At 31.0% G+C, this 13,691-nt stretch carries 12 protein-coding genes; all 12 read right to left on the bottom strand.

Annotated features, from left to right (window positions below; all coding sequences use genetic code 11):
* Nucleotides 1–100: 100 nt before the first annotated feature.
* On the bottom strand, nucleotides 101–982 hold the full coding sequence (locus tag FVE72_RS00060; protein ID WP_232049452.1) for a DMT family transporter: 882 nt from the start codon (nucleotides 980–982) through the stop codon (nucleotides 101–103).
* Between the two features lie 57 nt (nucleotides 983–1,039).
* Complete coding sequence (locus FVE72_RS00055; protein WP_026736773.1) at nucleotides 1,040–1,489, bottom strand: YfcE family phosphodiesterase; 450 nt, start codon at nucleotides 1,487–1,489, stop codon at nucleotides 1,040–1,042.
* 15 nt (nucleotides 1,490–1,504) lie between these two features.
* Nucleotides 1,505–2,260 (bottom strand): hypothetical protein, encoded by a 756-nt coding sequence (locus tag FVE72_RS00050; RefSeq protein WP_026736772.1) that lies wholly within the window; start codon nucleotides 2,258–2,260, stop codon nucleotides 1,505–1,507.
* A 116-nt stretch (nucleotides 2,261–2,376) separates the two neighbouring features.
* Nucleotides 2,377–4,833 carry a DNA gyrase subunit A gene (gene gyrA / locus FVE72_RS00045; RefSeq protein ID WP_026736771.1) on the bottom strand — a complete coding sequence of 819 codons (2,457 nt, stop codon included), beginning with the start codon at nucleotides 4,831–4,833 and terminating at the stop codon, nucleotides 2,377–2,379.
* A 480-nt stretch (nucleotides 4,834–5,313) separates the two neighbouring features.
* Entirely contained in the window at nucleotides 5,314–7,296 is a 1,983-nt protein-coding gene (gene gyrB / locus FVE72_RS00040) for a DNA topoisomerase (ATP-hydrolyzing) subunit B (RefSeq protein WP_026736770.1), read from the bottom strand.
* 30 nt (nucleotides 7,297–7,326) lie between these two features.
* Nucleotides 7,327–8,151, bottom strand: coding sequence for a lipopolysaccharide kinase InaA family protein (locus FVE72_RS00035; RefSeq protein ID WP_026736769.1), 825 nt, complete (start codon nucleotides 8,149–8,151; stop codon nucleotides 7,327–7,329).
* Between the two features lie 14 nt (nucleotides 8,152–8,165).
* Nucleotides 8,166–9,182 carry a tetratricopeptide repeat protein gene (locus tag FVE72_RS00030; protein ID WP_026736768.1) on the bottom strand — a complete coding sequence of 339 codons (1,017 nt, stop codon included), beginning with the start codon at nucleotides 9,180–9,182 and terminating at the stop codon, nucleotides 8,166–8,168.
* A gap of 11 nt (nucleotides 9,183–9,193) precedes the next feature.
* On the bottom strand, nucleotides 9,194–9,460 hold the full coding sequence (locus FVE72_RS00025; protein WP_026736767.1) for a DUF370 domain-containing protein: 267 nt from the start codon (nucleotides 9,458–9,460) through the stop codon (nucleotides 9,194–9,196).
* Between the two features lie 88 nt (nucleotides 9,461–9,548).
* A complete protein-coding gene (locus FVE72_RS00020; RefSeq protein ID WP_036055940.1) occupies nucleotides 9,549–10,535 on the bottom strand; it encodes a DciA family protein in 987 nt (328 codons plus the stop codon).
* Complete coding sequence (gene recF, locus FVE72_RS00015) at nucleotides 10,525–11,619, bottom strand: DNA replication/repair protein RecF (RefSeq protein ID WP_006808384.1); 1,095 nt, start codon at nucleotides 11,617–11,619, stop codon at nucleotides 10,525–10,527. The genes FVE72_RS00020 and recF overlap by 11 nt, the downstream gene beginning before the upstream one ends.
* Nucleotides 11,620–11,650: 31 nt before the next feature.
* Nucleotides 11,651–11,872: a S4 domain-containing protein YaaA gene (gene yaaA / locus FVE72_RS00010; RefSeq protein ID WP_006808385.1), complete on the bottom strand. Its 222-nt coding sequence runs from the start codon at nucleotides 11,870–11,872 to the stop codon at nucleotides 11,651–11,653.
* Nucleotides 11,873–11,900: 28 nt separating this feature from the next.
* On the bottom strand, nucleotides 11,901–13,262 hold the full coding sequence (gene dnaA / locus FVE72_RS00005) for a chromosomal replication initiator protein DnaA (RefSeq protein WP_006808371.1): 1,362 nt from the start codon (nucleotides 13,260–13,262) through the stop codon (nucleotides 11,901–11,903).
* Nucleotides 13,263–13,691: the final 429 nt, after the last annotated feature.

Genomic DNA, 13,691 nt, shown 5'->3' with positions numbered 1-13,691 from the left:
AATTTTGAATTATTCAAAAATAAAAAATAATATTTTTTAAAATTATGTGTTTCTATCTATAAAAATGAGGACTAAAATATGCTGATAAGTCCTCATTTTTTTAATTTGTAAAAAATATTCCTATTCCCATTACTACTAAAGCTATCCAGAAATTTACCGTCGGCATTTCTCTGAATAAAACTAGAGAAAGTATAACTCCTATAAAAGGAGTAAGTGCGTAATAAGCACTTGTTCGACTTGCCCCCAGATATCTCTGAGCCTTAACATAATAATACACACTGAGCCCGTAAGACACAAACCCTAAACATAAAGAATAAATCATTGTCATTAAAGACGGTAAAGGATATCTTAAAAAGACACCTATTAAAAACGCAGTAAGACCCGAACCTATTCCTTTGATTATAACTATTTTTTTTGGATCGCTTTGAGAAAGCATTCTCGTACAGTTATTTTCAAGCCCCCAGCAGCAACATGCCAATATTACAAATAACGAGCCTTCTGAAAAAGAAAAGCTTTTTATTCCCTGAAAACTCAGTATTATTGTTGATAAAGTCACTAAAAACAGTCCTGTCGCCAATCTTTTGGAAATTTTTTCCCGAAATATAAAATATGCTATTAAACTTGTAACTACTATTTCAAAATTGTTAAGTAATGATACATTTTCAGGCAGAGCTTTATTTAAGCCCGTCATTAGAAAAATCGGAGCAAAAATATCCAGAACTATCATTCCGAATATATATTTTACATCCTTTTTTTCAAAGGGCTTTTCTTTTTCGGAAACATTCTTTTTTCCGAAAAATACTACTCCAGTCATTCCCATTCCTGCACCTAAATATAAAAGTCCCGCCAGTATTACTTCATTTATATCTTTTAATAAAATTTTGGCTACAGGTACATTTAAAGCATAAAACAAAGCTGCCAGAACTGCATAATAATGATTAATATATCTTTTTTGAATGTTCACTTTCGACTTAGCCCCCATTTTCGTCTATATTTTTTAAAGCAGCATATTTCCCAATCCTTAAAGCATCAGTACTTTTTATTTCAAAACTTTCTGTTCAAATTTTTTCCCGTCATAAATTACATATTTTCTGTCCTGTAATGCTCCCGGATTCAAATATGTTACTCCGTCAATTTCTTTCATGTATTCTCTGTGTGTATGACCGAAAATACATATATCCGAATTTTTTGAAACGGCTTTTTTCTCAATTTCATTTAAGTTACTTTTTACTCCGAAAAGATGCCCGTGAGTCAAAAAAACTTTTTTTCCGTTTACTTCAAAAATCTCAATATCTCTCGTATCTTTATCGAAATAATCGGTATTTCCTCTTACAATTTTAAAAGGAATTTCACTGTATACAAGGGACATATCAATAGCATCCGTACTGTGATCTCCTCCGAAAATAATCATTTCAGGCTCTTCCAAGTCTATTACTTTTTGAAAATAATCAAGTCTTGTATGGCTGTCTGAACAAATCAGTATTTTCATTATTTTTCCTTCTTTCTATACTATAAATATAGGTTTTTTAAGATTTTCAAGTAATTTTACACCTAATTTTCTCGTAATTCTTTCGACCATTATTGTATATCTTAAATCTCCCATTAAAATAAAATCGTATTTTTCCGATTCTTCCATTATTGTTTTGAAAGGATCTCCTTCTTTTTCTACAAGATTGCAGTTATCTCCGAATCTTTCTTTCAAATAATCTTTAGAGTCCACATTTACCCTTAAAACATCGACTTTCTGTTCGTCAAACATATAAAAGAAAGTATATAATGTTTTGTTTGCGTTATAAGCTCCGTCATCCAGTAAAAGTATTTTGTCAAATGAAAACTCGGTTACATTAGGCAATATAATAAGCGGTTTAAAGTTACTTCTTAAAAGTTCTTTTAAATAAGGGCTTACTTTTTCATTTTTCACTACTACTATCAAGTCATATTTTTTCAACTCGTTAAGAGCCGTTTCTATTGTTTCTCCGTCTTCGGAATAAACTTTGGAAAACTCGGACCCCAATTTTTCTTTTACATTATTGAAATTTCTTTCTTCAAGTTCCATATATTCTTTAAAAGCATAATTTGAACCTATATTTACTCCTATTCCCTCTATTGTTACAGGAAATATTTCATATTTCAGAACGTCTTTTACATATAATGCATCTGTTTCAACATTATATTTTTCTCTGAATTTTTTTCCGAATTCTTTCAAAGTCTCAATTTCACTTTCCGAAGATACCAGAAATAAAGCCTTTTTCATTAGCATTGCAATCACTCCCTTTTATTAATATATAATTCCCTAATTTTTAAATGCCTAAATTTTTCAAAAAAACTCAATATAACCGAAGATGAGGGTAACAATTACCCTCTTCCAAAATTTTTTTAACTTAATTCTTTTTCTTCTTCAGGATTTTCGGCTATTTTTACTGCAGAAGCCACTTTTTCCTCATTTCTTACTTTCATAATTCTGACTCCCGATGTGGATCTTCCTATTACCGAAACAGTATCCACTTTTGTTCTTATCAATGTTCCTTCGGAAGTTATAAGCATTATTTCGGTTTTATCGTCAACTATTTTGACATCGACTATTTTTCCTGTTTTTTCATTAATTTTTAAGTTTATTATTCCTTTTCCGCCTCTTGACTGTACTTTATATTCGCTGAGAGCCGTTCTTTTCCCGTATCCTTCTTCGGTAATAGTCATAACACTTAATTCTTCGGATATTTTTTCAGGATTTATTATAACCGCAGCCACAACATAGTCTTTATCTCTTAATGTTATTCCTTTTACTCCTGCTGCAGTTCTTCCCATTACCCTTACATCTTCTTCACAGAATCTTATGGAAATACCGTTTCTTGTAGCGATAAATATCTCATCTTTTTCACTTCCGCTTGTCAATCCCGCAAATTTAAGTTCGTCTTCATCACGTAAAGTCAATGCTCTTATTCCTGTTTTATTTATATTTGCAAATAAAGTCAGGTCGGTTTTCTTAACCACTCCGTCTTTTGTTATAAAGAATATTGCTTTATCTTTTTCAAATTCACGAACTCTTATTACCGTACTTACTCTTTCGTCTTCGGAAAGTTTAATAAGATTGCTTATGAGTTTTCCTCTCGCTTGTTTTCCTGCTTCAGGTATTTCATAAACTTTCATGCTGAATACTTTTCCTTTTGTCGTGAATATAAGAAGTGTATCAAGGTTTTTAGCTATGTACATATCTTTTATTACATCGTCTTCGACTGTATTTGTAGCATTTACTCCTATTCCTCCACGTCTTTGGGAATGATAAGTATCTATGGAAGTCCTTTTTACATAACCTTTTTCAGTCAACGTAACTACTACATCTTCATCTTTTATCAAATCTTCTATTCCGATTTCCACTCTTGCTTCTTTTATTTCCGTTCTTCTTTTATCTCCGAAATCTTCTTTTAACTTAATTACTTCGTCTTTTATAATTCTGTATTTTTTGGAGTCATCGGCAAGTATGGATCTTAATTCTTCTATCAATAACATTAATTCTCTATATTCCTGTTCGATTTTATCTCTTTCCAAGCCTGTCAATCTTTGCAATCTCATATCAAGAATTGCTTTTGCCTGAATTTCCGAAAATCCGAAACTTGCTATTAATTTTTCTCTCGCTTCATTGGCATCTTTCGAACCTCTTATTATTCTTATTACTTCATCAATATTGTCAAGGGCAATCTTAAATCCTTCCAATATATGAGCTCTGTTTTCAGCTTTATTCAGTTCAAACTGAACTCTTCTTGTAATAACATTATATCTGTGTTCCAGATAATTTTCCAGTATCTGCTTTAAATTAAGTACTCTCGGAGCATTATTTACAAGAGCAAGCATTATTATACCGAAAGTATTCTGCAAATCGGTGAATTTGTAAAGACTATTTAATATAAGCTCGCTTTCTTCACCTTTTTTAAGCTCTATAACGATTCTTATACCTTCTCTGTCAGACTCATCTCTCAAATCGGAAATACCTGTTAATTTTTTGTGTCTTACAAGTTCGGCAATTTTTTCTATAAGTCTTGCTTTATTTACCTGATAAGGCAGTTCTGTAACGATTATCGATTCTTTTCCGGTCTTTGAAGTTTCTATTTTTACTTTTCCTGCTACTTTTATTTTTCCTCTACCTGTTCTATATGCTTCGTATATTCCCTGTTTACCGTTAATTATTCCTCCTGTAGGAAAATCAGGCCCTTTTATATAATTTATCAGTTCGTCTACGGATATTTCACGATTATCAATTAACGCTACTATTCCGTCACAAATTTCCGATAAATTGTGAGGAGGTATGTTTGTCGCCATACCTACCGCTATTCCTGTAGAACCGTTTAAAAGAAGATTCGGCAGTTTTGCCGGCAATACTGTAGGCTCATCCAGACTTTCGTCAAAGTTTTTTCTGAAATCTATCGTATTTTTATCAATGTCTGCAAGTAATTCTGCCGTTATTTTAGCCATTCTCGCTTCTGTGTATCTCATTGCCGCAGCTTCATCTCCGTCAACAGAACCGAAGTTTCCGTGACCATCTACCAGAAGATATCTCATATTAAAGTCCTGAGCAAGTCTTACCATCGCATTATATACAGATGAATCCCCGTGCGGATGAAATTTACCCAAAACTTCTCCGACGATTCTTGCCGATTTCTTAAAAGGCTTATCGTGAGTCATTCCCATTTCGTTCATAGCAAACAGTATTCTTCTGTGAACAGGTTTCAGCCCGTCTCTTACGTCAGGCAATGCCCTGCTTACTATAACACTCATGGAATAATCCAGATAAGATGCTTTTATCTCATCTTCTATATAAATATTTACTTCGTTTGTCATATTCGTTTCTTTAATTTCCTCGACGATAATATTCTTATCGTCATCATTGGTTTCTTCTATTATATCTTCCTGTTTTTCTTCGTCATCTCTGATATCATCAGACATTCTTGCACCTCCGTTTTTTTATATCTACTTTTTTCCAAAAAAAGTAGCAAAAAACAAGCAACTCGAACTTTATATACTTAAAAATGTCCGTTCGCTATGATTGTTTAATAAGGGCTCATTGCCGCCCTCATACTCCCGCTACCCGCGTTCTCCGCTCCTTCGTCGACTCCGAAAATGCGGGTTTTTACAAATTTCAAATATTAATTTCTCAACATACAAATTTTTCTTCGAGAAATACGAATGAAGTGTTATAAAAACAACTGTTCGAGCAAAGCGAGTTTGTTGTTTTTATAACGTAATGAGTAAATTTCGAGTTAGAAAAAATTTGTGTTGACAGTTTTTGCTAAGCTTTTTTCAAAAAGCGTATATGTAAAATTATACATCCAAATTTCTTACATAATTTGCATTTTCTTCTATAAACTGTCTTCTTGGCTCGACTTTATCTCCCATCAGTATATTGAACATTTTGTCAGCATAAGAAGCATCTTCCATGGTAACTTTGAGCAATGTTCTTACTTCAGGATCCAGTGTCGTTTCCCAAAGCTGCTCAGGATTCATTTCTCCCAAACCTTTATATCTCTGTATTGTATATCTTCTGTTATCTCTTTCAAGTACAGACGTTATCTTTTTCATCTGCTCATCGGAATAAGCATATTTTATTGCTTTTCCTGCCTGAACTTTATATAAAGGCGGCTGTGCTATGTAAATATATCCTTCATTTATAAGCTCTCTTAACTGTCTGTAAAAGAACGTAAGCATCAATGTTCTTATATGAGCTCCGTCGACGTCGGCATCGGTCATAATTATGATTTTGTGATATCTCAGTTTTTCCAAGTCCATATCATCACCGAATCCCGCTCCGAATGCTGTTATCATAGCTCTTATTTCGGCATTTTCAAGCAACTTGTGCATTCCCGACTTTTCTACATTCAGTATTTTCCCTCTAAGAGGTAATATTGCCTGAAATCTTCTGTCTCTTCCCTGTTTTGCCGAACCTCCCGCAGAGTTTCCTTCGACTATGAATATTTCCGACTCGGACGGGTCTTTGGAAGAACAGTCTGCAAGTTTTCCCGGAAGTGATCCCACTTCAAGAGTATTTTTTCTTAATACAAGTTCTCTCGCTTTTTTTGCAGCCTCTCTTGCTCTTTTTGACATAGTCATTTTTTCTATTATTTTTTCAGCTTCTTTCGGATGATCTTCCAGATAAAATTTCAGATTGTTTCCGACTATATTCGATACAATTCCTGTAACTTCGCTGTTTCCCAGTTTAGTTTTTGTCTGTCCTTCAAATTGAGGCTCGGGTATTTTCACACTTATTACACAGACAAGACCTTCTCTTACGTCTGTTCCCTGAAAAGTACCGTCTTTATCTTTTACGATATTCATCTGTTTTGCAATATCGTTTATTGTTCTCGTAAGAGCTGTCCTGAAACCGCTCACGTGAGTTCCGCCTTCGTGAGTATTTATATTATTAACGAAAGAATAAACATTTTCTCTTTGAGAAATTGTATAACTCATGGCAATTTCCACTTCCACAAATTTTGCAGCTCTCATTTTTTTTACAGTATTTCCGTTTTCATCAACAGTTTCTACTTCTTTAGCTGCTTCGACTTCGTAAGTGTCACTCATATATATTACTTCGTCGGTTATTTTTTCTTCATCGGCTATCTCATTTAAGAAATCTATTATTCCGCCTTCAAATAAAAATTTTTCTTCTTTTATTTTTTCCTGATCTCTTTCATCTATTAATGTTATCGTCAGACCTTTATTCAAATAAGCAAGCTCTTTTAATCTCGACTCCAACACCGAAAACTCATAAACTGTCGTTTCAAAAATCTCAGGATCTGCTTTAAATTTTGTCGTTGTTCCGTGAGCTTCAGGAGATGCCTCTCCTATTTTTTCCACATCTGATACAGGCTCTCCTCTTTTATATGTCTGTCTTACTATCTGCCCGTCCCTTGTTACAGTTACTTCGAGCCACTCGGACAATGCGTTTACTACCGATACTCCTACTCCGTGAAGTCCTCCCGATACTTTATAGTTGTCATTATCAAATTTTCCTCCGGCGTGAAGTACCGTCATAACTACTTCCAACGTAGATTTTCCCGTTTCGTGAGTGGCAAAAGGTATTCCCCTTCCGTTATCGGAAACTTCTATTACATTATCTTTCAAAATTTTGACAATTATATTATCACACACTCCTGCCAATGCCTCATCCACACTGTTGTCCACTATTTCCCAGACAAGGTGATGAAGTCCTCTCGATGATGTCGAACCTATATACATTCCCGGTCTTTTTCTTACCGCTTCCAGTCCTTCCAGTACTTTAATATTCTCGGCTCCGTAATTATTAGCCATTCTTTCCTCCCGTTTCTATAATTTTATTTCTTATCTTCTTTTTGATTTGAATATTTCTCTCAAAAATCTCGTATTATCTTTAAATAATACTCTATATTTATGTATCGTTATATAGTAATACAATTTTTTAAACACTTCTTCATAAGGTTTTTTATAAAGTTTTGCGTATTCTTCGGAAAATTTTTCCGCATATTTCTTAAATTCCATCATTCTCGAAACATTTTTCATTCGGGAATTAAAATCAAGGCTTTTTTCAAAACTCATTCTGTTTAAGTCCACAAGATAAAAACCGTATTTCCCGTCTTTTTCCCTTTTTATGAGAACATTTCCCGGCGAATAATCTTCAAATTTTATACCTTTTTCATGTAAATCAAAAGTAAATTCGGCAAATTCTCTGATTATTTTATCCTGATCTTTTAAGATCAGCTCATCTATTTCAGTAGATGTTTTTTCATCCCAGAAAACTTCTCTGCATGTAAATTCATATTTCAGCTCTTCACTTATATAAAAACTTCTTTTTTCTCCTGTTTTTTCGTCTGTATATTCATCAAAATAAGCTATCGGTTCGGGTGTTTTTATGTTTTTTTGAAGAAGTCTATTTCCGAACTCGTATGATCTTTTTGCTTTTGATGCTCTGAAAAACTTATAAATAAGTTCTGTCAGAATATTTTTCCTCCCGAATCTTTTTATATTTATTTCTTTTTCTTTACCGTTATTTATTATTACAAACTTTTTTATCTGATTTCTTGCACCCTGAACGACAAAGCTTCCTGTTGTATCAAAATTTTTCAATACATCCGATAAAATTTCTTTATCATATCCTTCTTTTATTTTATAATTCTCTTCTTTTATCATTGTTTTATGCCTCTTTATCTTTTATTTTCAGCTTTATTTAGAGATTTCATATATTCTCTTCTGGATTTCATAATTCTTTTTCTTGCATTTTTTATAAGTTCTTTGTCGTCTACTTTTTTTTCGACTTTTTTTATAAAATCAAGGGCTTTATCAAAATCTTTAAGCATTTCCCAAATATATGCCGAATTAAAATAATGTAACGGATTATCGGGATTTAAAATCAAGAGTTTTTCGCATACTTTTCTCGCTCTTTCAAAGTCTTCTATGTAAGCCGCATATCTTCCTTCGAGATTTAATGATCTCTCTCTTGGAATAGGGCTATTTGCGTAATTTATAAGCATAAGCTCTATTTCATCTTTTCTGTCGGCTCTTAAAAGAAATTCATAAAAAGCTTCGTAGACAAGTTCATCTACATTTTCACAGTTTATCGCTATATTGTAATTTTTCAAAGCTTCTTCTATATCTCCGGCTCTTTCTTTAACATCGGCTATTTTTGTATAAATATAGTATTCTTCTATATTATTTTCGGGATTCTTCAGTCTTTCTTCATATATTTTTATTGCCTCGTCATATTTCCCTTGCTTTGTAAAGCATTCCGCTTTGTCCAGATATCCGTCGGAATTTTCGGGTTCCATTTTTATAGCCTTTTCTATTACACTCATAGCTTTTTTGTAATATTTCATATCCATATATGAAAGTCCTATATTCAGCAGCACATGATAATCTTCCTCGTATTTAAGGTATTTATCATAATAAAATATTGCTTTTTTAGGTTTACCGAGAGATTGATTTATATATCCCATATTAAATAAAACAAGAGAATCTTCAGGATAATTTTTATAAATTCTTTCACAATACTGAAGAGCTTCTTTAAATAATCCTGATCCTGTGTAAACTCTTGTAAGTAAAATAAGGGCTTCATAATTATTTTTATCAATTTCGAGTACTGTTTCCAAATATAAAACCGTATCATCGTATTTCATTTCTTCGTATGATTTTACAGCTTCTTGCAATAAATTTTGTATTTTCATTTTTCTCCTCGTTAAAAAACTATACTATTTACCAATTTATCATATTCATCCGCCCGCATTTTAAGAGCTCTGTTTGTATACGAAGATATATATACAAATTTTTCCGTAAATATCAGAGTTCTTCTTTTCTTTTCATTTTCAGTCAGATCCAGTATTCTTCTTTTTTCTTTTTCCATTATCTTTTTGTTGTTTCCGTTTGAAATAAAATCTTTATAATCCATTAATAACTCTATTTCTTTCAAATTTATAAAAATGTTATTCTCAATATACAGATACATTTTTCATTCCTTTTCTTTTTTATAATTATAACATTTTTTGAGTTTTTTATAAATAGCTTTCCTTTTTTTGTTTTTTAAAGGATTTTCATTATCTTTTTTGATACTCTTTTCTTTTTCTCAGTCCTGATATCACTTTTTTTCTTTCAATATTGTATATTTCTTTATTATCAGTACCTACTTTGTAGTCTATATAATTTTTCACATAAATTTCAAAGTCCGTATTTGCTTCTTTTCTTATTTCACTTTCATAATCTTCGCTGTATTTTATCTCTATATTTTTTGTAATATAAAAATACAGAAGATCGTTATACGCCCGCTGGGCTAAAATATCTCTTACTTTATAATAAGTATATCTGTCCGTTCCGCTTATTTTTACAGCTTCATTTTCCCCTATAAAAGGATTCCCCGTTATTATTGCGGACATTTTTTCAATTTTTTCATTTTCTTCTTTTTCACAACAATAAGGACATATTTCATTTTTTCCAGAAGGATAAAATATATCACCGCAATTTTTACATTTTATATATCCTTTAGAAAGTAAATAAATATCCTTTTTTTTTCTGTTTAAAGCTATTTTTTCAAGCTTTTCGCCAATATCCTTATATTTTTTATCAATTTTACTTATACTTTTTTTTATTTTTTCTGTTTCAAAAGCCGATAATTCTATATTTTCTTCAAAATCCGTCTTTTCATTTATTTTTTCTTCATTGATTTCAATATTTTCTTCGTTACTTTCAGTTAAATTTTTTACAATGTTTCTTCTCGGTTTTTTTTCGATTTTTCTTATTTCCAGTTCGTTTACCGCTTCTTTTTGAATAAAGTCGTTTATTTTTTCGATAATCACACCTGTATGTACTAAAATACTGTGATGAATAAGAGAATCTTCCACATTTAAAGTCATTTTCTTATTATAAAGGTATTTCGGAAAAGATTTTCCGCCTATTTCTTCTCCCGTAATATTTATCCAGTTTTTCTTTATTTTCCATAATATATAATTTTCATTATTAAATAGGGACTTTTTGGTCTTTGTAATATCCGAAACTATATTTTCCGTACTTTTTATATTACTTTTCATCTGTTATCACTTTCCCTTTTTCAATAATAAATTTTTTCCCTTTAATATTCAAATCTTCTGTGGAAGTTATGAAACACTGTATTTTTTTATTTATAAAATAATCAAGAATACTCTTTTTTCTCACTTCGTCAAAATATGAAGCTATGTCATCCATTATAAACAGAGGATATTCATTTTTTTCTTTTACAAGCATATCTATTTCCGAAACTTTAAGCGAAAAAATAATAGATTTTTTTTCTCCCTGAGAAGAAAAAGATTTTGCATTTTTCCCGTTTAATTCAAATATAAAATCGTCTTTTTGAGGTCCTGTCAGACTGTATCCGAGTATTTTTTCTCTTTCCGCTTTTCTTTTTATATTTTCCGAAAACTTTTCTTTTATTTCTTCTTTTGTTTTTTTATCAATATCACCTAAAAAACAGTCGTATTTCAGTTTAAGTTCGGACTTCGGATCAAAAAGTTTTCTGTAATTAAGATTCAGCAAAATAGATATATTTTTTATAAATTCCCTTCTGTGAATAATTATATTCGTCCCTTCTTCCATAAATTTTTCGTTATATATGCTGTATATTTCTTCACGAGTCTTTTTTTCTTTTATCAGTTTATTTCTTGTTTTCAGTATTTTTTCAAAATCCACTATCGATTTTAAATAATCTTTTTTCGCCTGAGAAATTTCATAATTAAAAAAATTTCTTCTTATTGAAGGATTTCCCACTATTATTTCTATATCTTCGGGAATAAAAGATATTATATTTAAAAGTCCCACATAATCAATATATTTATTTTTATTTCTGTTTATATAAAAATCCTTTTTTTCTTCGTTCACATCTATTGCCAAAATATTTTCTTCTTCATTTTTATTTATATATTTTCCGAACACAATAACTCTGTTTTTATTATATCTGAAAAGTTCTTTCGTTTTTTTTGTTCTGAAACTTTTTCCGGTCGCTAAAAAATGAACAGCTTCGATAAAAGATGTTTTACCCTGTCCATTTTTTCCGTATATTAAATTAAAATTTCTGTCAAGTTCGGTTTTAGTATCTTCCAGACACCTGAAATTACTGTAACTCAATTGTTTCAAATACATATACTGTCCTTTTCGGAAAAATCTTTTAGAATTACTTTATTTTTACTTTTTCTCCTTTAAATTCCACAATATCTCCCGAATATAATTTTTTTCCTCTTCTTGTTTCCGTATCTCCGTTTACTTTTACCTGCCCTTCCTGTATAAACAGCTTGGCTTCCGCTCCGGAAATGACAAAATTTGTCCACTTTAAAAACTGATCAAGTTTTATAAATTCGGTATTTATTTCTATTTCTTCAATTTCTTCTTTTTTCATAGGATTTTTTATCCTTTCAGTATTAATGTTATTTTACTATTTTTTGTTTTATTCTGTCCAGTTCTTTTTTAAAAGCAATATTTTCTTCTATTTTTCCTTCGATTTTTCTGATACTGCTTATAACAGTACTGTGGTCTTTTCCTCCGAAAAGCCCTCCTATAGTAGTCAGATTAAGATCAAGTATATTTTTTATAAGAAACATGGCAGTCTGTCTCGCATCGACTATTTCCTGTTTCTTTTTTCTCGCTTTCATTTCCGACACAGGAATTGAATATTCCTGAGAGACTATTTCTATTATTTTTTCCGCAGTTATTTTGGACTGCTGACTTCTCATTCTTGTACTTAGTTCATCCTGTACCTGTTGTAATGTTATTTTTTCATTTAAGAGTTTTGCTCTTGCATTTATAAGAGTAAGTATTCCTTCCAGTTCTCTTACATTGGAACTTACCGACTCGGCTATATATTCGAGAATATTATCGTCTATTTCTATATTTTTTATTTCTACTATATTTTCAAGTATGGCTTTTCTCGTTTCATAGCCCGGTTCCAGTATTTCCGTAGATAATCCCGAAATAAATCTGGATTCCAGTCTTTTGGAAAGATTTTTAATATCCTGAGGATATCTGTCACTTATCATTATAATCTGTTTTCCCGATTCCTGCAATTTATTAAAAGTATGAAAAAATTCTTCTTCAGTATCTCCCATTCCTCTTCCGAATATTCTTTCAAAAAACTGTATATCGTCTAAAAGCAGTACATCAAGATTTCTGAAAGTATCCCTGAAGTTTTTTATTCTTCCTTCTTTTATTGCAGCAATAAATTCGTTGGAAAACTCTTCTGTAGTAGTATACAGAACTCTTTTTTCAGGATTTCTTTCTAAAATGGCATTTCCTACAGCCTGCATGAGATGAGTTTTTCCAAGTCCCGAACCTCCGTATATAAACAAAGGATTATACACCGGAGCTTCATTTTCCAAAACTGCAAGACAGGCATTATAAGCCATTCTGCTGTTATCTCCTACTATAAAATTATCAAGTCTGTTTCTTACATTGAGTCCTGTTTTCATCGAGGAATTTTGATTTGTACTTCTATATTCCTTAATTCTGTAACTTATTTCCCCCGGTTCTTCTTCTTTTTTTATATTAAAAACTATATGGATCTTTTCATTTGACAATATAAAAATATCATTTAAAGTTTCTTCTATTTCATTTTTGTATTTTTCCATTTTTTCTTTCATAAGAGGTGAATTACAGTTCAGCGACAGTATATTATTTGAAAAATCATCGGCTTTTACATTTTTGAAAAAAGCATTGTATTCAGTTTCCATACTTGTATTATTTTTAAATATCTTCAATATTTTGTCCCACAGATTAGAGGCATTTACGTCCATTTTTAAACTCCTTAAAACATTTTTGTAGTATGACTATACCATAAAAAAATCAATTAATCAAGAAACCCCTTTCCTAACTTTTCCACATACTTTTCCACTAAATTCAAGGTTATTTTCTAAAATTTCTTTTAACTTTTCCACATTTTCATACAGTTTTCCACATTAATCACTTTTCTTATTTTTCAAAGAAAAAATTTTTTTATCCACATCCGAATATTTTTTCTTAATTTTTTGTTTAAAAAATGTGAGTAATTATTTTTCCACATTTTCTCCTGAAAATAACCACAGTTTTTTATCCCGAGTTAATCCTGTTTTTCTTTATTCCAACAAAATAACACACTATAATAATATTGATAATAATTTAATGTATTTAATATATTATTTATTATAGAATGTTGATTAAAAAATCTCAATAAAAATCCGGAGCAG

This window comes from Pseudoleptotrichia goodfellowii, from assembly GCF_007990505.1.
In the GTDB taxonomy this organism is placed as follows: Bacteria; Fusobacteriota; Fusobacteriia; order Fusobacteriales; family Leptotrichiaceae; genus Pseudoleptotrichia; species Pseudoleptotrichia goodfellowii.
The sequence above is the reverse complement of the archived record's forward strand: the minus strand, read 5'-3'. Positions and strand labels throughout refer to the sequence as shown.

Bases quoted from the DNA above. Each gene is read 5' to 3' on its own strand.
- FVE72_RS00025 (WP_026736767.1), bottom strand. From the start codon at position 9,460: ATGTATCTGTATATTGAGAATAACATTTTTATAAATTTGAAAGAAATA.
- recF (WP_006808384.1), bottom strand. From the start codon at position 11,619: ATGTATTTGAAACAATTGAGTTACAGTAATTTCAGGTGTCTGGAAGAT.
- gyrB (WP_026736770.1), bottom strand. From the start codon at position 7,296: ATGGCTAATAATTACGGAGCCGAGAATATTAAAGTACTGGAAGGACTG.
- FVE72_RS00030 (WP_026736768.1), bottom strand. From the start codon at position 9,182: ATGAAAATACAAAATTTATTGCAAGAAGCTGTAAAATCATACGAAGAA.
- gyrA (WP_026736771.1), bottom strand. From the start codon at position 4,833: ATGACAAACGAAGTAAATATTTATATAGAAGATGAGATAAAAGCATCT.
- yaaA (WP_006808385.1), bottom strand. From the start codon at position 11,872: ATGAAAAAAGAAGAAATTGAAGAAATAGAAATAAATACCGAATTTATA.
- FVE72_RS00050 (WP_026736772.1), bottom strand. From the start codon at position 2,260: ATGCTAATGAAAAAGGCTTTATTTCTGGTATCTTCGGAAAGTGAAATT.
- FVE72_RS00020 (WP_036055940.1), bottom strand. From the start codon at position 10,535: ATGAAAAGTAATATAAAAAGTACGGAAAATATAGTTTCGGATATTACA.
- dnaA (WP_006808371.1), bottom strand. From the start codon at position 13,262: ATGGACGTAAATGCCTCTAATCTGTGGGACAAAATATTGAAGATATTT.
- FVE72_RS00035 (WP_026736769.1), bottom strand. From the start codon at position 8,151: ATGATAAAAGAAGAGAATTATAAAATAAAAGAAGGATATGATAAAGAA.
- FVE72_RS00060 (WP_232049452.1), bottom strand. From the start codon at position 982: ATGGGGGCTAAGTCGAAAGTGAACATTCAAAAAAGATATATTAATCAT.
- FVE72_RS00055 (WP_026736773.1), bottom strand. From the start codon at position 1,489: ATGAAAATACTGATTTGTTCAGACAGCCATACAAGACTTGATTATTTT.